Annotated in this window: 7 protein-coding genes; all 7 read right to left on the bottom strand. The window is 39.7% G+C overall.

The features are described 5' to 3' along the window. Positions 1-144 precede the first annotated feature (144 nt). Complete coding sequence (locus J3U68_RS01770) at positions 145-4,176, bottom strand: autotransporter outer membrane beta-barrel domain-containing protein (RefSeq protein ID WP_267373951.1); 4,032 nt, start codon at positions 4,174-4,176, stop codon at positions 145-147. A 457-nt stretch (positions 4,177-4,633) separates the two neighbouring features. Continuing rightward, the gene (locus J3U68_RS01775; protein ID WP_267373953.1) at positions 4,634-7,837 is read right to left on the bottom strand and encodes an autotransporter outer membrane beta-barrel domain-containing protein; all 3,204 of its coding nucleotides are present in this window, start codon (positions 7,835-7,837) and stop codon (positions 4,634-4,636) included. Positions 7,838-8,286: 449 nt separating this feature from the next. Beyond that, positions 8,287-12,342, bottom strand: a complete 4,056-nt coding sequence (locus tag J3U68_RS01780) for an autotransporter outer membrane beta-barrel domain-containing protein (RefSeq protein ID WP_267373955.1) — start codon at positions 12,340-12,342, stop codon at positions 8,287-8,289. A 461-nt stretch (positions 12,343-12,803) separates the two neighbouring features. After that, positions 12,804-16,877: an autotransporter outer membrane beta-barrel domain-containing protein gene (locus J3U68_RS01785; RefSeq protein ID WP_267373957.1), complete on the bottom strand. Its 4,074-nt coding sequence runs from the start codon at positions 16,875-16,877 to the stop codon at positions 12,804-12,806. 468 nt (positions 16,878-17,345) lie between these two features. After that, entirely contained in the window at positions 17,346-20,072 is a 2,727-nt protein-coding gene (locus tag J3U68_RS01790) for an autotransporter outer membrane beta-barrel domain-containing protein (protein WP_267373959.1), read from the bottom strand. A 589-nt stretch (positions 20,073-20,661) separates the two neighbouring features. Continuing rightward, on the bottom strand, positions 20,662-23,352 hold the full coding sequence (locus J3U68_RS01795; RefSeq protein WP_267373961.1) for an autotransporter outer membrane beta-barrel domain-containing protein: 2,691 nt from the start codon (positions 23,350-23,352) through the stop codon (positions 20,662-20,664). A 589-nt stretch (positions 23,353-23,941) separates the two neighbouring features. Next, positions 23,942-26,653, bottom strand: a complete 2,712-nt coding sequence (locus J3U68_RS01800) for an autotransporter outer membrane beta-barrel domain-containing protein (RefSeq protein ID WP_267373963.1) — start codon at positions 26,651-26,653, stop codon at positions 23,942-23,944. Positions 26,654-26,962 lie beyond the last annotated feature (309 nt).

The following is a 26,962-nucleotide window of genomic DNA, read 5'->3' on the forward strand; positions in this document are numbered from 1 at the left end:
TTGTGTTTAAATGAAATTATTTAAAAAAATCATTTATCTACAATTGAACGACATACGAAAAGCTGAGAAAAGGTTTTATTGCCATTTATATTCTGAAAAGTGTTTTTAAACTTTAGAATATAAATGGCAGTGTTATTTGAATAATCACCAGTTCACTTTGAAGCCAATGTTGCCACGGAAACTTTGGTGTTTACTGCTGCCAAAGTTATGTTCGTAGCGTACATCACCATACAGCTGACTATGGCGTGCCAACGGCAGTTGTAGTCCAACGCCGATTTCACCCCATGTGGTATTGAATTTTTCACGGATGCTGTCCCGACCAATGCTCACATGGCTTGGGTTGATAAAGTCATGCCAGATGTTGCCGACTGTATAGAATGAGGCAGTCTTTCCAGCTTGACCGGCGGCGTTATATTCCAGCCTTAAACCAATTCGTCCACGTAATGCATCCTGATTGTTTTGATCAACATGGCGAACACCATCGTGAAAAGAATCTAAATCCACCAATTGGTAAACCAATTGTGCCTGAGGCGTTACAGACCAGTTAGATTGGCGTAAGGGCAGGGTACGACCGACTTCGGCAGATACAGCCGCACCCCAGCCGTCCTGACTGTCAGGATTTTTACCGGTATTGGCGGTGTATTTATTGTGCAGATAAGATAACTGACCAACCAGATCCAGATAAGAGCCATTGTAACCATAGTAAGTATTGGTTAGCCCCAAACTAATGCTGTCGGATTTGCCTTTACCGGTTTTTTTATCCGAGATAATCAAACCATTTCTGGCATGGTATTGATCGGAAAAATCGGTAGCAGCATGGCTGTAAGCAAGGTAGACCCCGAGCATATTTAAGCCGTTGTTGGCCGTTTGCTTAACCCAGAAGTCATGTCCGATTTGCAGACCGTAGATATCGGTATCCAGATTAAGGCGTAGCTTACCATTTTGTTTCTGATGTTTGCCGAAAGCGCGAGCCCAAGTGTGGCGATTGTCAGAAGTAAAGCATTCAAAGCAGGTCACGTTGCCCCGACGTTCGCGCAGCGTGCCCAAACTGGCGAAGCCTTGTTCGAGGTTAACGCGAGGCATAACGGTATAGCCAGCTACAGCATCAGCATAAATGAGTGTGCCTTTATTTTTACCAGATTTTCCTTCATCTGTACTGCCACCATCACCATCATCATCATTAGAAGCCGTTATAGACCAAAAATACTCGTCTGCGCCTGCGATAGTGCGTTTTGCTAACTGAATATCGGCGACGCCGGTGGTATATGCTGTACCGATAAAGGCTCTATCAGCACCAGAGTGCCCAACTTTAACCACAGGAATAGTATTTATTTGTGTCTTAAGCTGTTGAACATTGCCATCAATTTTGTTCTCTGTGCCGTCTGCAGCAACTGGAATAACCGTGGTTTGTCCTGTGGCAGTACCTTGAATGATGAATTGATCAGAATATGAATGGGCACCATTAATATCACCAGGATGATTCCATACAGTGTGCATTTTTAAAGTGGCATTATTCCTGCCAATATAATCTCCTTTAACTTCAATTTTATTAAAATCATTGCTTCCGCGGGTAACGGCTGGATTATGCTTGAATACAATGCTGCCTTTATTGGTTAGGTTGTTCAGCTTTGAATCACCCATATTTTCCCAGATGGCACTATTGGTCAAATTAATGGTGCCGTTTGCAGCATTGATAAGACCAGTCAGACTGCCAGAATTGTTCACTTCAATCGTACCGTCAGCCGTATTGGTCAATAAAGCACCACCGACAGAAGAAAGGGTACCTGTATTGTTAATGTTGAAGGTACCATTTCCACCATGGCTAAACATGCCAGCGGGCGCAGTATGTGTCTTTAATTCGCCGTGGTTATTAAAGGTTGAGATTTGTCCGTTTGAGGTACTGCTATACACTTGCGCCCGATCGCTAGGACTATTGATCGTTATTTTGCCATTATTGGTTATTGTTCCACCTTTGAATTCAATAGCATGATTAGCTTGTGTGGTGATGTTGGTCTGGGTATTCAAAGTAAGTAGACCATCGTGTATGGTGATACCGGTGCCATTACCTTGAGCTTGGAGTTGGGTGTTTGTAGCTGTGGTGAATTGACCCCCAAGCATATTGATGACATTACCGCTACCTTCGGTGGAGGCATTAAGCGTTGTCAGTGTATTTATTTGTCCACCACGGAAATTAATGCCATGGCCATCTTTGGTCTTAATGGTGGTTTGGTTACTGAGATTGATCGTACCGTTATAGATATCAATACCATGACCAGTACCTGTAGCGTTTAGAGCGGTATTTTTAGCAACAGTGAGTGTACCATTGTGCATAGTGATCACGTTACCGGTGCCAGTTGTCGTCGCAGTCAAAGTGTCTGCACTGTTATTTTGATTGATGCTACCCCCATTCATCTGGATCGCATCTCCCTGAATGCTATTGATCTCAGTAAGGTTTTTGAGGTTAAGCTGACCGCCACTGATCAGGATGCCATGACCACGACCGGTAGCATTTAATGTGGTTGATTGAGCTAAGGTAGCGGTGCCCCCATCCATTTGAATCACATGGCCACTGTCGGTTGTGGTGGCAGTTAACACATTGCTATTCGAATTGGCTTTTATTTCACCATCTTTAATGAAAATAGCATTACCTTGTTTTGTTGTAATCGTTGTATTCTCATTAAGATTGAGCTCACCGTTATTCATCAGGATGCCATTGCCAGCCCCGTTAGCCGTCAGCTCTGTCTGTTTAGTCAAATTAATTAGACCATTATCCATTCTGATAACGTTGCCGAGACCGTCGGTTGTGGCAATTAAAGTTTCGCTATTGGGAGTAGCGTTCAGCTGACCATCAATAAGTAAAATCGCATTTCCCTGTGCTGTGTTTATCTTCGTATTCTTATTGAGGTTGATAATCCCATTACGATCATTTATTTTAATGCCATTTCCGACGCCAGTAGCAGTTAGCTCTGTATTGGTAGCCAGATTGATGGTCCCTTTTTTTACTCTGATAACTGTACCATAGTGTCCAGGGTCGCCTTGACGAGAATCTGGATGAGCAGGATCAGTAATAATGGTACCACTTGGGGTCTGCGGGTTTGAGGAATCAGTATAGTTATTACTAGTTGTGGCCGTTAACTCTCTTCCAAAGGTGATTTCACCACCATATATATAAATGGCTGTCGATGATTCCCAATCATTGTGGCCCTTGCCTGTGGTGGTAATGGTGGCTTTACCATCAATTTTAACGGTGCCGGCATCAATATTCAGTGCATTATTTAGATCATGGGTGATCAGAGTCAGATCTTCCCGTGCATGGATTGTTCCGCCGTTGGTTGATTGAAATATACCCATTCCTTTTTCAGATTCAATGTGAGCTGTTTTGTGGAACGTTATTTCTCCTGCATTGTTTTGTATGCCGTCATGAGTGGTGTTAATGTTAACAAAATCATCAAAAGTTAAGATTCCACCTTTATGTATAAGAAGGTTATACTCTCTATGACCATTGCTGATACCATGTCCATTAGATTTAATGGTTGTTTCGCCTTTTACATGTATTGAACTGGTATTGGGATCGCGGTTCCAAATACGGATCGCCGCTCCAGGTAAAAATTGAGTATTTGCAGGTTGAGCGCCGTCATAGTAATGGTCTATATGGTTAACATTTAGATTATTTTCCACTGTTAATTGACCATAATCACTCATTAATATACCACTTGGTCGCACCCCCATTCTGGATGTATCACTGTTGGCTTGAGCATCAGTATCGATGTTCAGCGTACCATCAACTTTGACTGTGCCGCCGAGAGTAGGAGAACTTGGAAAATCTACAGGTGTACTTATTTGCAAGGCATGATTTTGCCCTTTACTTTTTAAAGTAATATCTCCATTAATTATGGCGTTTCCTTGATTGTCAACAGTGGCCACATTATGGCTGGCATTATTCACTTCTTCATAAGTGTCTGATGGGATGTAACAAGCTGACCCATTTCCACTGACTATGATTTGGTCAGAATTTATTTGACAAGTAGTTGCTGCCATTGAATAGCTTGATATCGTGGTTAGCGTAGCAAGTGTGATTAATTTTATGCTTTTGTTTTTTCCTCTGCTGGCAAGTTCGGAAGTGACAATCCATTGTCTTTTGACAGCATTCCAGATTATTTTATATATTTTATTCATGCCCGTTTCCCCAAGTTATATACGCGAGATAGCAAAATATTTTTCTGTATTTAACTAATTTTAATAAAAAAACTTAACCATTATTTTCGATAAAACGCTTAAGTTTAAATTTAATTTATATATAAATCAATTGGGGTAATATGTTTATAGATTAATTTGCAATTATATGCTTAAAGTGAAATTGATAATGAATTTTTAAGTTACGTTTATTTATTTTGAATTACTTTTTATAATTATTTATTTTAAATATGTAGGCATTTTAATTACATTTTAATTATCTTTTATGCTTTTATAAAATATTGTAATTATTGTATTTACACTGTGATAAATTAGATATTTTAATTTAAATTCAATAAATTGGAGTAAATTCACATAGGTTCGTTTGTCCAAACAATCTAGCGTAACCATGGCTATAAATCAGAAATTTATAACCGTGGTTACGGCAGTAAGCAAAATCCTACCAGTTCACTTTTAAGCCAATGTTGCCGCGGAAACTTTGGTGTTTACTGCTGCCAAAGTTATGTTCGTAGCGTACATCACCATATAGCTGACTATTACGTGCCAACGGTAGTTGTAGTCCAACGCCGATTTCACCCCATGTGGTGTTGAATTTTTCACGGATGCTGTCCCGACCAATGCTCACATGGCTTGGGTTGATAAAGTCATGCCAGATGTTGCCGACTGTATAGAATGAGGCAGCCTGCCCAGCTTGACCGGCCGCGTTATATTCCAGCCTTAAACCAACTCGCCCACGTAATGCATCCTGATTGTTTTGATCAACATGGCGAATGCCATCGTTAAAAGAATCTAAATCCACCAACTGGTAAACCAATTGTGCTTGAGGCGTTACAGACCAGTTAGATTGGCGCAAGGGCAGGGTACGACCCACTTCGGCGGATACAGCCACACCCCAGCCGTCCTGACTGTCAGGATTTTTACCGCTACGAGCAGAGTATTTATTGTGCAGATAAGATAACTGACCAACCAGATCCAGATAAGAGCCATTAGCACCATAGTAGGTATTGGTTAGCCCCAAACTAATGCTGTCGGATTTGCCTTCACCGGTTTTTTTATCAGCGATAATCAGACCATTTCTGGCGCGGTATTGATCGGAAAAATCGGTAGCAGCATGGCTGTAGGCAAGGTAGGCCCCGAGCATATTTAAGCCGTTGTTGGCCGTTTGTTTAGCCCAAAAGTCATGTCCGATTTGCAGACCGTAGATATCGGTGTCCAGATTAAGGCGTAGCTTACCATCTTGTTTCTGATGTTTGCCGAAGGCGCGAGCCCAGGTGTGGCGATTGCCGGAAATAGAGCAATCAGCGCAGGTCATGTTGCCCCGACGTTCGCGCAGCGTGCCCAAGCTGGCAAAGCCCTGTTCGAGATTAACGCGAGGCATCAGGGTATAGCCGGCTACAGCATCGGCATAAATAAGCGTGCCTTTATTTTTACCAGAATTTCCTCCGCCGGTGCCACCACCAGAACCACCACCATCAGTGCCGCCATCCGTGCCACCACCAGAACCACCACCATCATCATTAGAAGCCGTTATAGACCAAAAATACTCGTCTGCGCCTGCGGTAGTGCGTTTTGCTAACTGAACCTCGGCGACGCCGGTGGTATGTGCTGTACCGATAAAGGCCCTATCAGTGCCACTGTGCCCAACTTTAACCACAGGAATAGTATTTATTTGTGTCTTAAGCTGTTGAACATCGCCATCAATTTTGTTCTCTGTGCCGTCTGCAGCAACTGGAATAACCGTGGTTTGTCCTGAGGCAGTACCTTGAATGATGAATTGATCAGAATATGAATTAGTACCATCGATATCGCCGGGATGATTCCATACAGTGTGCATTTTTAAAGTGGCATTATTCCTGCCAATATAATCTCCTTTAACTTCGATGGTATCGAAATTATTGCTAGCGCGGGTAACGGCTGGATGATGCTTGAATTCGATGATTCCTTCATTGGTGAGGTTGTTCAGAATTGACTTACCAGTATTTTCCCATCTACCTATATAACTCCCATAATTTAGGTTCTCCAGATTGATAATGCCGTTACCTGCATCAATCTGACCGGATATTACCCCACCTTCATTTAAAGCTATGATCGATCCGTTGCTGGTATTGGCTAATGCTTTACCTTTGGTTGTTATCAGATTACCAGAGTTATACACATCCAGTGTACCGCTGCCTTCATGATTAATAATATCAGTCATATCAGATAGATTACTGATATTTAAACTACCGGTATTGATAAACTCTGCGGTTTGATTACTGACAACTGTGCTGTGGATGGCGGCGGTATCTGCAGAAGATTGCTCGAATTGTAGATAACCATGCGTGGAAAAGCGCCCACCTGCCAGTTCGATAGCCTGTCCAGAATCCACTTTAGAAATGGTCGTATTTTTGATACTTAGATCGCCACCTTTAACAAATATCGCCTTGCCTTTGTTTACCTTAATATCCAAACTATTCACATTGTTACTGGTCACTTCTCCATCGGTCATAAAAATGCCATGTCCATTGTTTTCAGCGGTTAAGGTATTTTTTTGGGCGAGGTGAATAGTACCCCCTTCTAATTGAAACACATCACCATTTCCAAATAGATTAATAGCAGTTGATGTACCGTTTGTAGTCGCTATCAACTCCTCTCCAAATGTAATTTCTCCATCAGTGATAAACACGGCTGAAGAAGTTACACCATGAGTAGTTCCAGATCCTTCAGTGGAAATGGTGGTCTTTTTTTGGGCGTCTATTTTCCCTCCATATATATCGATGGCATTATGTACTCCGCGTGAGGTAAGGGTAAGATCCTTTTCTGCAAGAATTTTTCCATTTGCATGTGTCTGAACAATTGATATGCCATCTGCTGCAAAAATATTTGTATCATCTTTGAACGTTACTTTACCGGCATTATTTTTTAACCCTACAAACACTACATCAATATCTACTTTTTTATTAAATGTCAGATTTCCACCTTTCATTTGCGAAAGAGTGTTATGTTCCTCGCCATTGCGAATGCCATCGCCATTGGATTTCAGGCGGGTTTCACCTTCTACTATTAAAGAACTGTTACCAGCAATTTTATTCCAGACGCGAATCGGTGCACCAGAAGCATATTTTTTTCCTACCCCACCTCCTTCTTCATTTTCCATATGAACAATGTTTACATTTCCCTTAATGGTAACTTGACTGAGATCGCCAATTAAAAGACCCGAGGGACGTGCATTTGTCCTGTTGTCATCAACATTTATTCTGGCATCAGAATCAATATTTAAATCCCCGTTGATGGTCAGCTGCCCTCCATCACGGTTTGAGTATGGGGTGCCAACGACAATGGCGTGATATTGACCAGTGTTTTTGACTTGGAGATTACCATTGACTACGGCGATACCTTTATCTTTGACGGTGATGACATCATTGGTTGCAGAGCCTCTCTCATAAGTACCAGATTGGATGGAACAAGCTGTGTTGCCAGAATTATCCACACTCACTTGTGAATTGCTTATATTGCATGTTGCCATCGAATAAGCCGATAGACTGGTTAAGGTGGCGACAGCAATTAATTTTAAGCTTTTGGTTTTTCCTCTGTTAGCGAGTTCGGAAGTGACGATCCATTGTCTTTTAACTGAATTCCATATTATTTTATATATTTTATTCATATCTATTTCCCAAGTTTTGTCTACGAATTGTTATTGAATTCTGAATCGTGTTACTACAATTTTAATAAATAAAATTAACAAGTTATTACATTAAAGCTACTTAGTTTAGATTTTATTTTTATATAAATCAATTAAGTTAAGATATATAATGCTTAATTTAGAATTAAATGCTTAAAGTTATATATTTCGTAACTTTTTAAGTTATATTTATTAATTTTTATATCAATTTGTTTTATTGTAACTATATGATTTTAATGATTATAAAATGAAATTGGAATATTGTGCTTTGCGATTAAATACGCGAATGAGAAGGTTGATTTATTTTTGAATGAAAAAAATTTGATGGATTGAATTTAAGTAATATGAAATTAATTTAAATAGATTCATTAGAAATTGCCGTAACCATTCGAAAGTACAAAGCTATTATGGTTACGGCAGTAAGCAAACTCCTACCAGTTCACTTTTAAGCCAATGTTACCGCGGAAACTTTGGCGTTTGCTGCTACCAAAGTTATGTTCGTAGCGTACATCACCATACAGCTGACTATTACGTGCCAACGGTAGTTGTAGTCCAACGCCGATTTCACCCCATGTGGTATTGAATTTTTCACGGATGCTGTCCCGACCAATGCTCACATGGCTTGGGTTGATAAAGTCATGCCAGATGTTGCCGACTGTATAGAATGAGGCAGCCTGCCCAGCTTGACCGGCCGCGTTATATTCCAGCCTTAAACCAATTCGTCCACGTAATGCATCCTGATTGTTTTGATCAACATGGCGAATGCCATCGTTAAAAGAATCTAAATCCACCATCTGGTAAACCAATTGTGCCTGAGGCGTTACAGACCAGTTAGATTGGCGCAAGGGCAGGGTACGACCCACTTCGGCGGACACAGCCGCACCCCAGCCGTCCTGACTGTCAGGATTTTTACCGCTACGAGCAGAGTATTTATTGTGCAGATAAGATAACTGACCAACCAGATCCAGATAAGAGCCATTAGCACCATAATAGGTATTGGTTAGCCCCAAACTAATACTGTCGGATTTGCCTTCACCGGTTTTTTTATCAGAAATAATCAGACCATTTCTGGCGCGGTATTGATCGGAAAAATCGGTAGCAGCATGGCTGTAAGCAAGGTAGGCCCCAAGCATATTTAAGCCGTTGTTGGCCGTTTGTTTAGCCCAAAAGTCATGCCCGATTTGCACACCGTAGATATCGGTGTCCAGATTAAGGCGTAGCTTACCATCTTGTTTCTGATGTTTGCCGAAGGCGCGAGCCCAGGTGTGGCGATTGTCAGAAGTAAAGCATTCAAAGCAGGTCACATTGCCCCGACGTTCGCGCAGCGTGCCCAAGCTAGCAAAGCCCTGTTCCAGATTAACGCGAGGCATAACGCTATAGCCAGCTACAGCATCGGCATATATGTTTTTGCCACTGCCGTCATCAAGTGCCTCCATCGACCAATAATACTCATCTATTCCTTTATCGGTAGTGCGTTTTGCTAATTGAACTTCGCTGGCACCGGTGGTTTTGGCTGTACCTGTAAAGACATTGTCACCACTAGTATGCACATAGATTACCGGATTAGAATCTATAGCTGAAGCTACCTGCTGAATATTTCCATCAATGATATTTTCTTCCTTGTCTTTTACTGGGACGAGAGTAGTCGTTCCATCAGCTTGACCATAAATAATCAGCTTATCTGATTGAGAGCTGTGCTCATTGCCGACCTCAGACTTATTCCAAATGGTGTGCATTTCGATAATACCATTTTGTCCATGATAATTTTCACGAATGGTCAAGGTATGGAATGCATCCGCGCTGCGGGTAATAGATGCAGGTTGAGAGAGTTGTATTCTACCTGCATTGGTTAAATTGTTGATTGCAGAATCAGCGGTCAACTTCCAGATGCCGGAAGAGTGATTATTCAGATTGATTATACCGTTGCCAGGATGAAGCTGACCAACCATTGTACCTGCATTATCTACTTCAATGGTTCCGGTAGAGGAATTGGTGAAGATTAAGCCATTTGTTTTAGTGATGTTGCCGGTGGCTGTATTGGTAATGTTAAGGGTACCGGCACCATTATGGTTGATCATATCCTCATTTAAATGTTCATTGGAGTCTATGACCAGCTTGTCGCTGTTTATAATTCGTGCGGTTTCACCATTAGGCACATTACTACTGATCCAAACGGGAGTAGGGGCAGAAAAGCTCTTTAATTCACCGGCGGTATGTAATGTGCCACCAGACATGACAATAAAAGGGTTACCAGCCGTATCGAATTGGGTTGTACCTGCCAGAGTTAATTTACCCCCACGTAGGCTAATTGCTTCATCAGTGTGACTGTTGGCATGAATAGTGGTGTTTTGAGATAGCGTAAGCTCACCATTTTCAATTTGTACTGGCACAAAATGTTCAGATTTAATATCGGTTATCCCATTAAATCTGGCTTTGCCGCCACTGATAAAGATACTGTTATCACGGCTGCTAATCGTAGCCTGCCCGTTGAAATCAAATTCACCACCAGAAATATTGATCGGCTTGCCAGAAGAGGAATTGTTGATGATTAAAGTAGGGTTCGAACCGGTGGATAAAATCTTACCGCCAGACATATTGATACCATTACCTTCCTGGCTACTAATATCAGTCAGTTCATTGAAAACCAAAGTGCCACCATTGACAATAATATTGTCAAACTCATAATTCATATTCAAGGTGGATTTTTTAGCAAGTGTAAATAGACCACCATTCATGGTAATTAAATTCGTCTTCCCCATGATGTTAAGTTCTGTATCCCTATCTTCTAAAGGTCTGATTTCTCCCCCGCTCATTAAAATTACCTGCGTGCCTTGCACTTTTGTCAATTTGTTTAAGTTGATTAAACCGCCAGTCATGGTAATTCCGGTTTCTAAGGGACTTATCAAAGTTGTATCTTCAGCTAAAGTAAATTTGCCCCCTGACATATTTAGATTAGGGTTATTCCCATGTGTGGCAGAGATTAAAACAGTATTTGTATTTTTCGAGGTATTTATTTCGCCGCCTGTTATATAAATAGATGTTCCTAAGGAAGTAATATGTGTCGTCCCGTTTAATGTTAATTTCCCTCCAGATAAAGTGATTCCCATATTGCCACTACCCTTAGAGTTTAGGTCATTAAATTTTGTGAAAGTAAATTCTCCACCCGACATGTTGATAATGGTCTTCGCGTTAACAGTATTTAGTCTCATCATGTCACTGTCATTAGTTACTGATATTTTTCCATTAGTTATATTGAATAAGGGTGCGTAATCGTTTCCAGCTACCGTATTTCTACCTAAAACGATTTCACCGCCAGAAATATCGAGTCCATAAGCTGTGTCGCTGTGACTGGCCGTACCAAAAGATAAATATTCTTTGATGACAACTTTTCCACCTTTGATTTTTATAGCCGTGGCATTTCCATGGTTAAAAGGACCCATAATATTAGAATAGGATGTTACTGCGCCTACTGCATTGAATTGAACTGAACCATCTTTAACAAGTAGGGCTGTTGAAGAAGCTTCTTCTGTATCTCCATTGCCAGAAGCTTTTAAACTAGTAACACCATTAAATATGCTATTACCGCCATAGATATTTAAGGTATTTTCATTGCCATTGGACTCTAAGGTGACATCTTTCTCGGCAACAATACCACTTGTGATAGAGTTGGATAAATGGTCTGGAGCTTGCTTGATGGCAGAACCATTTGTGCTCTTTATCGAAACATTTTCTTTAAAAATAATGGTACCAGCATGGTTAATAATGCCATTATTTTCAGTTTTAAGGTTGACTTCACCATCAAACTGAAGTTTGCCTCCTCGTTTGGTGGGATCAGATTCATCACCATTTAATATTCCATCGCCATTTGCCGTAATTTGGGTGGTTCCTTTGACGGTTAACGAACTTGGATTCAAAAGATTTTTCGAGGCCAAACGAATGGCACTTCCCGGTTTAAATGTTGTGGTATTGGTATGATCGTGATGATCGATTTGCAGATTACCATTAATGGTTAGGTGACTAAGGTTACCAAGGACGATAGCACTGGCCCGAGCATCTTTTTTAGTATTATTGGGATTGATATTGGCATCTGAATTGATGGTTAAATTACCCTGAAAATCGACAAAGCCACCTTTATCAGTGGCAGATTCTGGGTTACCAACAAGCAAAGCGTGATTTTGACCAGTGCTGGTCAGCTTAACTTTATTGGCGTTAAATTTTGCCATCCCCTCATTGTCAACAATAACAACATTGTTATCACTACCGATGTACTCAGTGCCGCTAATCTGGCAATATGTACCTGCACTTTGGTTAACGATAATTTGGTTAGAATTGATCTGACAATCTGCCATTGCATAAGCACTTAAACCACTTAAAGCCAGCAATGAGATCGGTTTGATGCTGTGTGTTTTGCCACGTTTTGCCAGTTCAGAAGCTACGATCCATTGATTCAATAGTGAGTTCCAAATTATTCTATAAATTCTGTTCATAGCTATTTTCCACTGCTTTATTGATATTGATGTACATACTGATTTGATCACTTTATGTTTCGAAATTTGCAATCGATAACATAAAATCAACTTCAAATACTAAATTAGTGTAAGATTTGTCAAATAAAAATACAATAAATACAAATGCTTAATATTCATTATGGATGTTGTTTTATTAATTTTTAATATGTGAATGATTATTAAATTCAGAACTAATTGGAAATTATTTTGTGCTCAGAGCTATACCCAGAATACAAACTTGATCACTCAATCTATATATTTATTAAATTTAAAGTTTCGATAAAATCAGACAACATTTTATAAACTTTACTTAAATTAATTTATCTATTATTTAGTTTATGTAGTATATGGATAACTACTATGACATTTGGGTGAAATTGACCAAAGAGCATACGGATATTCATGGTATTCTCTTTGGCGCAGTATCGAGGAGTGTTACATTACCAGTTCACTTTAAAGCCAATATTGCCACGGAAGCTTTGGTGTTTGCTGCTGCCAAAATTATGTTCGTAGCGAACATCAGCATAAATATTACTTTGCTTGGCAACAGGGATCTGAACCCCTACACCCAATTCACCCCATGTGCTGTTGAATTTCTCACGCACGCTGTCCCGACCAATGCTCACATGATTTGGATTGATGAAGTCATGCCAGATATTACCAATGGTGTAGATGGATGTGCTCTGACCAGATTTGCCAGCAGTTTGGTAAGATAAAGCCAGTCCAACGCGGCCACGTAAAGCATCGGGATTATTCTGATCGATGTGGCGAATACCATCATTGAAGCTATCTAAGTTCAAGTATTGATACACCAATTGTGCCTGAGGCTCAATAGACCAGTTAGAATTGCGTATTGGAATAGAACGACCGACCTCAGCAGACAAAGCCATACCCCAACCATCCTGACTGTCAGGGTTGTAACCGGTATTGGCGGTGTATTTATTGTGCAGATAAGATAGCTGACCAACTAAGTCAATATAGGTACCGTTAGCGGCATAGAAGGTATTGGTCAGACCTAAGCTGATGTTGTCGGATTTGCCTTTGCCGGTTTTTTTATCAGCAATAATCAACCCGTTTTTGGCATGGTATTGATCAGAGAAATCGGTATTGGCTCTGCTGTAGGAGAGATAACCGCCAAGAAGGTTAAGGCCATTGTTGACGGTTTGACTGTTCCAGAAGTCATGTCCAATTTGCAGACCGTAGATATCGGTATCCAGATTGAGACGAAGGTTACCGTCTTGTTTCTGATGTTTGCCAAAGGTACGAGCCCAAGTACGACTTTTACCGTCTTCAACAAAAGTATTACCGCGGCGTTCACGCAAAGTAGCTAAGCTGGCAAAGCCCTGTTCCAGATTGACACGAGGCATAAGGGTATAGCCGGCTACAGCATCGGCGTATATTAGTTTGGGTTTTTCAGGCTTAACAGGCTCAACAGGACCAGTCGTGTCAGCGGTGATAGACCAATAATACTCATCTTTATTTGCATTTGTGGTACGTTTTTTTAATTGACCTTCGCTGGCACCGGTGGTTTTGGCTATACCTGTAAAGACATTGTCACCACTAGTATGCACATAGATTACCGGATTAGAATCTATAGCTGAAGCTACCTGCTGAATATTTCCATCAATGATATTCTCTTCCTTGTCTTTTACTGGGACGAGAGTAGTCGTTCCATCAGCTTGACCATAAATAATCAGCTTATCTGATTGAGAGCTGTGCTCATTGCCGACCTCAGACTTATTCCAAATGGTGTGCATTTCGATAATACCATTTTGTCCATGATAATTTTCACGAATGGTCAAGGTATGGAATGCATCCGCGCTGCGGGTAATAGATGCAGGCTGAGAGAGTTGTATTTTACCCGCATTAGTTAAATTGTTGATTGCAGAATCAGCGGTCAACTTCCAGATGCCGGAAGAGTGATTATTCAGATTGATTATACCGTTGCCAGGATGAAGCTGACCAACCATTGTACCTGCATTATCTACTTCAATGGTTCCGGTAGAGGAATTGGTGAAGATTAAGCCATTTGTTTTAGTGATGTTGCCGGTGGCTGTATTGGTAATGTTAAGGGTACCGGCACCATTATGGTTGATCATATCCTCATTTAAATGTTCATCGGAGTCTATGACCAGCTTGTCGCTGTTTATAATTCGTGCGGTTTCACCATTAGGCACATTACTACTGATCCAAACGGGAGTAGGGGCAGAAAAGCTCTTTAATTCACCAGCGGTATGTAATGTGCCACCAGACATGACGATAAAAGGGTTACCAGCCGTATCGAATTGGGTTGTACCTGCCAGAGTTAATTTACCCCCACGCAGGCTAATTGCTTCATCAGTGTGACTGTTGGCATGAATAGTGGTGTTTTGAGATAGCGTAAGCTCACCATTTTCAATTTGTACTGGCACAAAATGTTCAGATTTAATATCGGTTATCCCATTAAATCTGGCTTTGCCGCCACTGATAAAGATACTGTTATCACGGCTGCTAATCGTAGCCTGCCCGTTGAAATCAAACTCACCACCAGAAATATTGATCGGCTTGCCAGAAGAGGAATTGTTGATGATTAGAGTAGGGTTCGAACCGGTGGATAAAATCTTACCGCCAGACATATTGATACCATTACCTTCCTGGCTACTAATATCAGTCAGTTCATTGAAAACCAAAGTGCCACCATTGACAATAATATTGTCAAACTCATAATTCATATTCAAGGTGGATTTTTTAGCAAGTGTAAATAGACCACCATTCATGGTAATTGAATTCATAATCCCCGTGATGTTAAGTTCTGTATCCCTATCTTCTAAAGGTCTGATTTCGCCACCGCTCATTAAAATTCCATATAGCGCGCCTTGTACGGATGTAGATGTGTTTAAGTTGATTAAACCGCCAGTCATGGTAATTCCATTCTCTCTGGAACTTATCAATGTTGTATTATCTGCCAAAGTAAATTTACCGCCTGACATAACCAGACTTGATCCATTTTCTACAGAGTATGCCTCTAATTTAGTGCTCGAATTTTCTAATAAATTTATTTCTCCACCAGAAACAGATAGACAATCGCTTTTAACACGAATAAATGTGTTTCCGTTTAATGTTAATTTCCCTCCAGATAAAGTGATACCCTTAGTGTCTATACCCGGAGAGATTAGGTCATTAAATTTTGTTAAAGTAAACTCTCCACCAGATATGTTGATGACGGTTTGAGCAGAAATGGTATTCAGTCTCATCGACAGACTGTCTTCAGTTACCGATATCTTCCCATTTGTCATATTAATTACAGGTGCTTGATTGGTTACTCCCCAGTTATCTGTTCCCAAAATTAATTCACCGCCAGAGATATCAAGTCCATAAGCTGTGTCATACATACTATTACTCGTGAAACTTATGGAATTGTTAATAATGGTTTTTCCACCTCTGATTTTTATAGCCGTGGCATTTCTATGGTTAAAAGGACCCGGAGTAGTAGGAAAATATGTTGTTGCGCTTACATTATTATCAAATTGAACTAAACCATCTTTAACAAATAGGGCTGTTGAAGAAGCTTCTTCTGTATCTCCATTGCCAGACGCTTTTAAAATAGTAATACCTTTAAATATGCTATTACCGCCATAGATATTCAAGGTATTTTCATTGCCATTGGACTCTAAGGTGACATCTTTCTCGGCAACAATACCACTTGTGATAGAGTTGGATAAATGGTCTGGAGCTTGCTTGATGGCAGAGCCATTTGTGCTCTTTATCGAAACATTTTCTTTAAAAATAATGGTACCAGCATGGTTAATAATGCCATTATTTTCAGTTTTAAGCTTGACTTCACCATCAAACTGAAGTTTGCCTCCTCGTTTAGTAGGATCAGATTCATCACCATTTAATATTCCATCGCCATTTGACGTAATTTGGGTGGTTCCTTTGACGGTTAACGAACTTGGATTCAAAAGATTTTTCGAGGCCAAACGAATGGCACTTCCCGGTTTAAATGTTGTGGTATTGGTATGATCGTGATGATCGATTTGCAGATTACCATTAATGGTTAGGTGACTAAGGTTACCAAGGACGATAGCACTGGCCCGAGCATCTTTTTTAGTATTATTGGGATTGATATTGGCATCTGAATTAATGGTTAAATTACCCTGAAAATCGACAAAGCCACCTTTATCAGTGGCAGATTCTGGGTTACCAACAAGCAAAGCGTGATTTTGACCAGTGCTGGTCAGCTTAACCTTATTGGCGTTAAATTTTGCCATCCCCTCATTATCAACAACCACAACGTTATCATCACCCCCTACATATTCTTCCCCGCTAATCTGGCAATATGTACCTGCACTTTGGTTAACGATAATTTGGTTAGGATTGATCTGACAATCTGCCATTGCATAAGCACTTAAACCACTTAAAGCCAGCAGAGAAATTGGTTTGATGCTGTGTGTTTTGCCACGTTTTGCCAGTTCAGAAGCTACGATCCATTGATTCAATAGTGAGTTCCAAATTATTCTATAAATTCTGTTCATAGCTATTCCCCACTGCTTGATTGATATTGATGTACAAAGTGTTTTTGGAAATTATTTATTTAAGGATAGGCAATTGGTAACCCATAATTTAATTCTCAAACTAAATTAGTGTAGGTTTTATTAATTAAAAATGCAAGAAATACAGGGACTTAATATACGTTTAGAATATATTTTTTATAATTTTTAATATGTGAATAATAGTAGGATAGGAATTCATGTATGAAGATTTTGAGCTGCAAGCCATGCCCAGAATGAAGCTGATTTATTTTAAGTAGGAATTTAAGAAAAAAAATTTTGGCTTAAGAAAAAAATATTATTTTTTTTATTTACTAAAATTAATTTAAATTATAATATTTTGATTTTCCCAGTTTTTGAAGTATCTTATTGTTTTTGAAATGATAAAAAATGCCACTGAGTATACGGTTAATTCTTTGTATACCCAGTGGCAAAGCTGCACTGATTACTGTGTTACCAGTTCACTTTAAAACCCATGCTGCCACGGAAGCTTTGGTGTTTGCTGCTGCCAAAATTATGTTCGTAGCGAACATCAGCATAAATATTACTTTGCTTGGCAACAGGGATCTGAACACCTACACCCAATTCACCCCATGTGCTGTTGGATTTCTCACGCACGCTGTCCCGACCAATGCTTACATGATTTGGATTGATGAAGTCATGCCAGATATTACCAATGGTGTAAATGGATGTGCTTTGCTCAGCCTGACCGTTAGCTTGGTAAGATAAAGCCAGTCCAACGCGGCCACGTAAAGCATCGGGATTATTCTGATCGATGTGGCGAATACCATCATTGAAGCTATCTAAGTTCAAGTATTGATACACCAATTGTGCCTGAGGCTCAATAGACCAGTTAGAATTGCGTATTGGAATAGAACGACCGACCTCAGCAGACAAAGCCATACCCCAACCATCCTGACTGTCAGGGTTGTAACCGGTATTGGCGGTGTATTTATTGTGCAGATAAGATAGCTGACCAACTAAGTCAATATAGGTACCGTTAGCGGCATAGAAGGTATTGGTCAAACCTAAGCTGATGTTGTCAGATTTGCCCTTGCCAGTTTTTTTATCAGCAATAATCAACCCGTTTTTGGCATGGTATTGATCAGAGAAATCGGTATTGGCTCTGCTGTAGGAGAGATAACCACCAAGAAGGTTAAGGCCGTTGTTGGCGGTTTGACTGTTCCAGAAGTCATGTCCAATTTGCAGACCGTAGATATCAGATTCCAAATTGAGACGAAGGTTGCCGTCTTGTTGCTGATGTTTGCCAAAGGTACGAGCCCAAGTATTGCCTTTGCCGTTGTCCACAAAAGTATTATCGCGGCGTTCACGCAAAGTGGCCAAGCTGGCAAATCCCTGTTCCAGATTGACACGAGGCATAAGGGTATAGCCGGCTACAGCATCGGCATAAATAAGTGTGCCTTTATTGTTGCCAGAATTTCCGCCACCAGTGCCGTTACCTGTGCCAGTGCCATTGCCACCGCCAGTGCCATTGCCACCGCCAGTGCCGTTACCACCGCCAGAGCCATTACCACCGCCAGTGCCATTACCACCGCCAGTGCCATTACCACCGCCAGTGCCGTTACCATCACCAGTGCCGTTACCATTACCGCCACCATTGTTTGATGCGGTCATTGACCAATAATACTCATCTACTCCTGTTGCGGTCGTTCGCTTTGCTAATTGAACCGCGGTCATACCGGTGGTTTCAGCAGCACCAGTAAAGGCATTAACACCTCCTCCTTGAGTTACTTTCACAACGGGAATGGTATTAATCACTTTATTTACCTGTTTTACATCGCCATCAATGATATTCTCCTGTCCATCGGCAGAAACGGGAATGATGGTTGTAGAGCCTGTTGCCGTACCGGCAATATTCAGTACATCAGACTGGGAATTGTCACCATTTTCATCGCCAGGTGCGTTCCATATGGTATGCATTTTTACAATACCATTATTGCCGACGTAATTGCCGGTGATATCGATGGTATAAAAATCATGCTTAGTGGAGTAATTAGTAGGGCGAAAAAATTCAATTGTCCCAGAATTGTCGACATTAGTTAATTTGGAGGAGCCTGTTGTTTGCCAAGTTCCGGTATTGGTCAGATTAATCACTCCAGCTTCAGCCGCAATTTTTCCATGTAATAGACCTGCATTGTTGCTATCAATGGTTCCGCCAGATATATTTTTTAAGATAGGATTTGATTCAGCCTCAATTCCACTGATCATCTCAGCTCCAGAATGATTCACTATTTTTAATGTACCGGCACCAGTATGGGTGAAACCGTCCGAATTAAAAATTTCTACAGTGCCCTTTTCATTAACAAACTCAGTCTCTTTTCCTGCTTCTGCCGTGCTAAGAATTGCAGAATTCGGATTATTAATGTCATGACTCATTAACATAAGGTGTTGAAGGTTTGTTATTTTTCCTTCTCGCATGCGTATGCCATTATTTTTGTTATAAACTATAGCTGCTAATCCAGCTAAGGTTAGATTTCCTCCTCTTAAGTCAATACCCCAACCAGCTTTTTCAATTTTAATAGAGAGCCTTTGAAATTCTACCGTACCCATGCTACGTATACCATCTGTGCCGTAGCCATTATCACCACTATCTGTCCGTATCATGGCTTGACCATTGATTTTCATCATATTGGAATTACTTTCCAACTCTATAGCGGCACCGCCGTTGTAGGATTTTCTAACTAACAGACCATTGTTTACAGTTAGCTTAGCATTTTCTCCTAAAATAATTCCTCGAGAGTTTGTATAACTACTGGCTTCAACTTCTAAGCGATTAAAGCTTGCTTCGCCACCTGATGTTCTTCGACCTATCTCAATACCATAACCATTACCTGTAGAAGTTGCTATGATTAAATCAAAATTGGTAAAGTCCACACTTGAATTATTGTTGATCACAATTGGCGTGATCCCTTTAAATTCAAATTTGTTAATGTTAGCATTATTATCTAATTTACAATTTTTTCCGTCGGAAGCCGTGATTAATTTTTCACTACCTGAAGTTCGGCTACCACAATTTGCCAAAGAATAAGCGGACGAGGTCAGTATAACAGTGGCAACCAAAACTTTCCGTAAGGTGGATTTGCTGCGTTTGCCTAATTCCGATGTCACAATCCATTGTTTGAAAGTTTCATTCCAGATAATTTTATAAATGGTATTCATGTTTTAATTCTAGTAAATATAAATTAATAACTAAGAGCTATGAATGTAAACTTTAATTTCATAATGTATAAAAAATACAAATTTAATTAAGTTATAGTTTAGTCATTTTATTATTCTTAATTAATTTAATCTATATTTAATAATGTAAATATTCAATTATATTGAACAATATAACATATTATTTAAAACAATATTCAAATGTCTTGAATAATTATCTTTTTTATCAGTTATATACAAAGTTATGCATAAGTTGTAGTATAAATGAGATAATTGTAGGCCAATTAAAATGAGATGAATTAGCTGATTTGAGTATAGTTTATAAATTACAATATAATAATCAATTATGTATAAGATATAATGGTGTAATTGTATTAATGATGCAATGTGTTTGGTTTGGTTATGTATTTGTTTTAATAAGTCTCATAGACAAACGTTTTTGGTGAAAGTAATCAAATATTGTTTTTATTATTCATCCGATATTCTGACTAAATTTTAAAAATGACAGTTTGAGAAATGGAAAAAAAAAGACCACTAGGTAAATAAATTATTAAATAAATACCTAGTGGCAAAAGTTGCTCTAATTAGTGTGTTACCAGTTTACTTTAAAACCTATGCTGCCACGGAAGCTTTGGTGTTTGCTGTTGCCAAAGTTATGTTCGTAGCGAACATCAGCATAAATATTGCTTTGCTTGGCAACAGGAATCTGAACCCCCACACCCAATTCACCCCATGTGTTGTTGAATTTCTCACGCACGCTGTCCCGTCCAATGCTCACATGATTTGGATTGATGAAGTCATGCCAGATATTACCAATGGTGTAGATGGATGTGCTTTGCTCAGCCTGACCGTTAGCTTGGTAAGATACAGCCAGTCCAACGCGGCCACGTAAAGCATCGGGATTATTCTGATCGATGTAGCGAATACCATCATTGAAACTATCTAAGTTCAAGTATTGATACACCAATTGTGCCTGAGGCTCAATAGACCAGTTAGAATTGCGTATTGGAATAGAACGACCGACTTCAGCGGACAAAGCCATACCCCAACCATCCTGACTGTCAGGGTTGTAACCGGTATTGGCGGTGTATTTATTGTGCAGATAAGATAGCTGACCAACTAAGTCAATATAGGTACCGTTAGCGGCATAGAAGGTATTGGTCAAACCTAAGCTGATGTTGTCGGATTTGCCTTTGCCGGTTTTTTTATCAGCAATAATCAACCCGTTTTTGGCATGGTATTGATCAGAGAAATCGGTATTGGCTCTGCTGTAGGAGAGATAACCGCCAAGAAGGTTAAGGCCGTTGTTGGCGGTTTGACTGTTCCAGAAGTCATGTCCAATTTGCAGACCGTAGATATCAGATTCCAGATTGAGACGAAGGTTGCCGTCTTGTTGCTGATGTTTGCCAAAGGTACGAGCCCAAGTATTGCCTTTGCCGTTGTCCACAAAAGTATTATCGCGGCGTTCACGCAAAGTGGCCAAGCTGGCAAATCCCTGTTCCAGATTGACACGAGGCATAAGGGTATAGCCGGCTACAGCATCGGCATAAATAAGTGTGCCTTTATTGTTGCTAGAATTTCCGCCACCAGTGCCGTTACCTGTGCCAGTGCCATTACCACCGCCAGTGCCATTACCACCGCCAGTGCCGTTACCATCACCAGTGCCGTTACCACCGCCAGTGCCGTTACCACCACCAGTGCCGTTACCATTACCGCCACCATTGTTTGATGCGGTCATTGACCAATAATACTCATCTACTCCTGTTGCGGTCGTTCGCTTTGCTAATTGAACCGCGGTCATACCGGTGGTTTCAGCAGCACCAGTAAAGGCATTAACACCTCCTCCTTGAGCTACTGTCACAACGGGAATGGTATTAATCACTTTATTTACCTGTTTTACATCGCCATCAATGATATTCTCATGTCCATCGGCAGAAACGGGAATGATGGTTGTAGAGCCTGTTGCCGTACCGGCAATATTCAGTACATCAGACTGGGAATTGTCACCATTTTCATCGCCGGGTGCGTTCCATATGGTATGCATTTTTACAATACCATTATAGCCGACGTAATTGCCGGTGATATCGATGGTATAAAAATCATGCTTCGTGGAATAAAGAAGAGGGCGAATAAATTCAATCGTCCCAGAATTGTCGACATTAGTTAATTTGGAGGAGCCTGTTGTTTGCCAAGTTCCGGTATTGGTCAGATTAATCACTCCAGCTTCAGCCGCAATTTTTCCATGTAATAGACCCGCATTGTTGCTATCAATGGTTCCGCCAGATGTATTTTTTAAGATAGGATTTGATTCAGCCTCAATTCCACTGATAATCTCAGCCCCAGAATGATTCACTATTTTTAATGTGCCGGCGCCAGTATGGGTGAAACCGTCCGAATTATAAATTTCTACAGTGCCCTTTTCATTAACAAACTCAGTCTCTTTTCCTGCTTCTGCTGTGCTAAGAATTGCAGAATTCGTGTTATTTTTATCATGAGTATTTAATGCAAAATATTGACTGTTAATTATTTTTCCTTCTCGCATGCGTATGCCATTAGTTTGGCCATAACTTATATATGTATCTTCAGCTAAAGTTAGATTTCCTCCTCTTAGGTCAATACCCCAACCAGCTTTTTCAATTTTAATAGAGAGCCTTTGAAATTCTACCGTACCCATGCTACGTATACCATCTGTGCCGTAGCCATTATCACCACTATTGGTATGGATGTAGGCTTGGTCTTTAACTTTCATCGTATTGGAATTACTTTCCAATTCTATAGCGGCACCGCCGTTATGATCTTTACCAACTTGCAAAACACCGTTTACAGTTAGTTTAGCGTTTTCTCCTAAAATAATCCCACGAGAGTTTTGATAACTACTGGCTTCAACTTCTAAGTGATTAAAGCTTGCTTCGCCTCCAGGAGATTTTCGACCTATCTCAATACCATAACCATTACCTGTAGAGGTTGCTATGATTGAATCAAAATTGGTAAAGTCCACATTTGAATTGTTGTTAATCACAATTGGCGTAATACCTTTAAATTCATATATGGTAACGTTAGCATTATTATCTAATTTACAACTTTTTCCGTCGGAAGCCGTGATTAATTTTTCACTACCTGAAGTTCGGCTACCACAATTTGCCAAAGAATAAGCGGACGAGGTTAGTATGATACTGGCAACCAAAACTTTCTGTAAGGTGGATTTACTGCGTTTGCCTAATTCCGATGTCACAATCCATTGTTTAATAGTTTCATTCCAGATAATTTTATAAATGGTATTCATGTTTTAATTCTAGTAAATATAAATTAATAACTAAAAGATGTGAATGTAAACTTTAATTTGATAATGTATAAAAAAATACAAATTTAATTAAGTTATAGTTTAGTTATTTTATTAGTCTTAATTAATTTAATCTATATTTAATAATGTAAATATTCAATTATATTGAACAATATAACATATTATTTAAAACAATATTCAAATGTCTTGAATAATTATCTTTTTTATCAGTTATATACAAAGTTATGCATAGGTTGTAGTATAAATGAGATAATTGTAGGCCAATTTAAATGAGATGAATTAGCTGATTTGAGTATAGTTTATAAATTACAATATAATAATCAATTATGTATAAGATATAATGGTGTAATTGTATTAATGATGCAATGTGTTTGGTTTGGTAATGTATTTGTTTTAATAAGTCTCATAGTCAAACGTTTTTGGTGAAAGTAATCAAATATTGTTTTTATTATTCATCCGATATTCTGACTAAATTTTAAAAATGACAGTTTGAGTAATGTGTAAAAAAAGACCACTAGGTAAATAAATTATTAAATAAATACCTAGTGGCAAGATTGCTCTGATTAATGTATTACCAGTTTACTTTCAACCCGAGATGACCTTGAAAGCTTTGGTGTTTGCTGCTGCCAAAGTTATGTTCGTAACGAACATCAGCATAAATATTGCTTTGCTTGGCAACAGGAATCTGAACCCCCACACCCAATTCACCCCATGTGTTGTTGAATTTCTCACGCACGCTGTCCCGTCCAATGCTCACATGATTTGGATTGATGAAGTCATGCCAGATATTACCAATGGTGTAAATGGATGTGCTCTGACCAGATTTGCCAGCAGTTTGGTAAGATAAAGCCAGTCCAACGCGGCCACGTAAAGCATCGGGATTATTCTGATCGATGTAGCGAATACCATCATTGAAACTATCTAAGTTCAAGTATTGATACACCAATTGTGCCTGAGGCTCAATAGACCAGTTAGAATTGCGTATTGGAATAGAACGACCGACTTCAGCAGACAAAGCCATACCCCAACCATCCTGACTGTCAGGGTTGTAACCGGTATTGGCGGTGTATTTATTGTGCAGATAAGATAGCTGACCAACTAAGTCAATATAGGTACCGTTAGCGGCATAGAAGGTATTGGTCAGACCTAAGCTGATGTTGTCGGATTTGCCTTTGCCGGTTTTTTTATCAGCAATAATCAACCCGTTTTTGGCATGGTATTGATCAGAGAAATCGGTATTGGCTCTGCTGTATGAGAGATAACCGCCAAGAAGGTTAAGGCCATTGTTGGCGGTTTGACTGTTCCAGAAGTCATGTCCAATTTGCAGACCGTAGATATCGGTATCCAGATTGAGGCGAGTTTTACCGTCTTGTTTCTGATGTTTGCCAAAGGTACGAGCCCAAGTACGACCTTTACCGTCTTCAACAAATGTATCACCGCGACGTTGGCGTAAAGTAGCTAAGCTAACAAATCCCTGTTCCAGATTAACGCGAGGCATAAGGATATAACCGGCTACAGCATCGGCGTATATTAGCTTGGGTTTTTCAGGCTTAACAGGCTTAACCGGCTTATCAGGACCAGTTGTGTCAGCAGTGATAGACCAGTAATATTCATCCTTCCCTTCATCTGTGGTACGTTTTTTTAATTGAGCCTCGGTGGCTCCAGTGGTTTTTGCTGTGCCAGTGAAAGCGACATCAGCACTACTTTGAGCGACATTTACCACTGGGATGGTATTTATAATTTTTTTTACCTGTTTTACATTGCCATCAATGATATTCTCAGTGCCATTGGCAGAAACGGGAATAATGGTTGTATTGCCTGTAGCTGTACCAGCAATATTCAGCACATCCGACTGAGAATTGCCGCCCAGTTCATCGCCAGGTGCATTCCATACGGTATGCATTTTTACAAAACCATTATTGCCGACGTAATTACCGGTGATATCCAGATTGAATAATGTAGCAGTAGAGCGAGTGATGGCAGGTGGATGTTTGAATAGAATGGTGCCAGCATTGGTCACGTTAGTGAGCGTTGAATGTTCAGTGCTTTCCCAGATACCGGTATTATTCAGATCGATGATGCCGTCACCAGAATCAATTTTACCAGTTATTTGACCATGATTAGTTAAATTAATGGTGCCTTGATTGGCATCAATGTGACCCAGTAATGAGCCATCTTTATTGTTATTTAAATTAATGACGCCTTTGTCGGCGTGAATGTGACCAAGTAATGATCCATTATTAGTCGCTACGATGGTGCCATTGGCAGTATTGTTCAGTATATTGGCATCAATCGATTCTATGGTGCTGCCTGCTTTGTTATGAATAATTAATGACCCATCTCCGGCATTAACAAATGCATCACGACGTCCGGCATAGAAGTTGGCATTATCTTCATTGATAAATGTTGATTTTGTACCGGTAGGAACGTTATTGAAAACTGCCGCATTAGTTGAAGGGCTATCTAGGGTTATTGTGCCATAGTTAGAAATCAGTCTTTCTGAATCTGGAACAAATGTACTATCATATTTAAAAGATATTGGATTGTCGAAAGCATATTTAATGTGGGTATCTTTTTTTAAAGTGATGTTGCCGCCATATGTAGCAATAGCTATGCCCTTATTTTGAATATCAATATTTAGGTTACCTCCAAATACGATATTGCCCCAATTACGCAGACCATCAGTACCATCGCCGGTGTTGCCATTATTGGTTATTAGCGTGGTGTTTCCTTTGACCTCCATAGTATCAGAAGAGTGTCCTAACTCTACAGTGGCCGATCCGTTAGCCATTTTAGTAGATCTATAATCACCATTTATAATTAATGTGGCTTCTTTCCCTAGATAAATTCCTCGAGAGTTTAGAAATCTGCTGGCTGTGGTTGTCAGATTCTGGAAGGTTGCTTTCCCACCTTCAACGCCGTCAGGACCGCGTAGGGAATGACCCATTTCTAATCCATAGCCATTAGCAGTTGAAATAAGCTCAACATGGTCAATGTCGGTAAAATCTAACTCTGATTTTTTTATAATCCTTACCGCTGTGACACCCTCAAAGCTGCTACCCATACTTGGATCTACTTTGCAATAGGCACCATTATCGGCAACAATGGCGTTAGCTGGTGTTTCTTGTCCGCAACGAGCAGCCATGCAATAGGTTGAGGAAGCAATTAAGGTGGTTGCCAGCAAAACTTTTTTTAAAGTTGATTTAGTGCGTTGACCTAATTCTGAGGTAACGATCCATTGTTTGAGTTTCTCACTCCAGATAATCTTATAAATTGTATTCATTTTTTGTCTTTACAAATATCATCTAATACTTTAACAGTATTAGCGTAAAATTTATTATGAAGTGTATGCTATGTATAAATTTTGTTAAATATAAGTTTATGTATATGTTTTTTATAATATTTGAATGTTCTATTAATATTTGCATTGTGTAATTAATGAAAATAGATTTTTGCCTATACATGACAAATAGTTTGAATATAATTATAAATAACAATAATAATCAATATGTTGTAATTTATCTGGTTATGGGACAGTAAATGAATTTTGTAACGATGTAATAAATATTACAAGTAGTTAGTCCAATGTTGT

Origin of the sequence: Snodgrassella sp. B3882, from assembly GCF_026535915.1 — a bacterium.
In the GTDB taxonomy this organism is placed as follows: domain Bacteria; phylum Pseudomonadota; class Gammaproteobacteria; order Burkholderiales; family Neisseriaceae; genus Snodgrassella.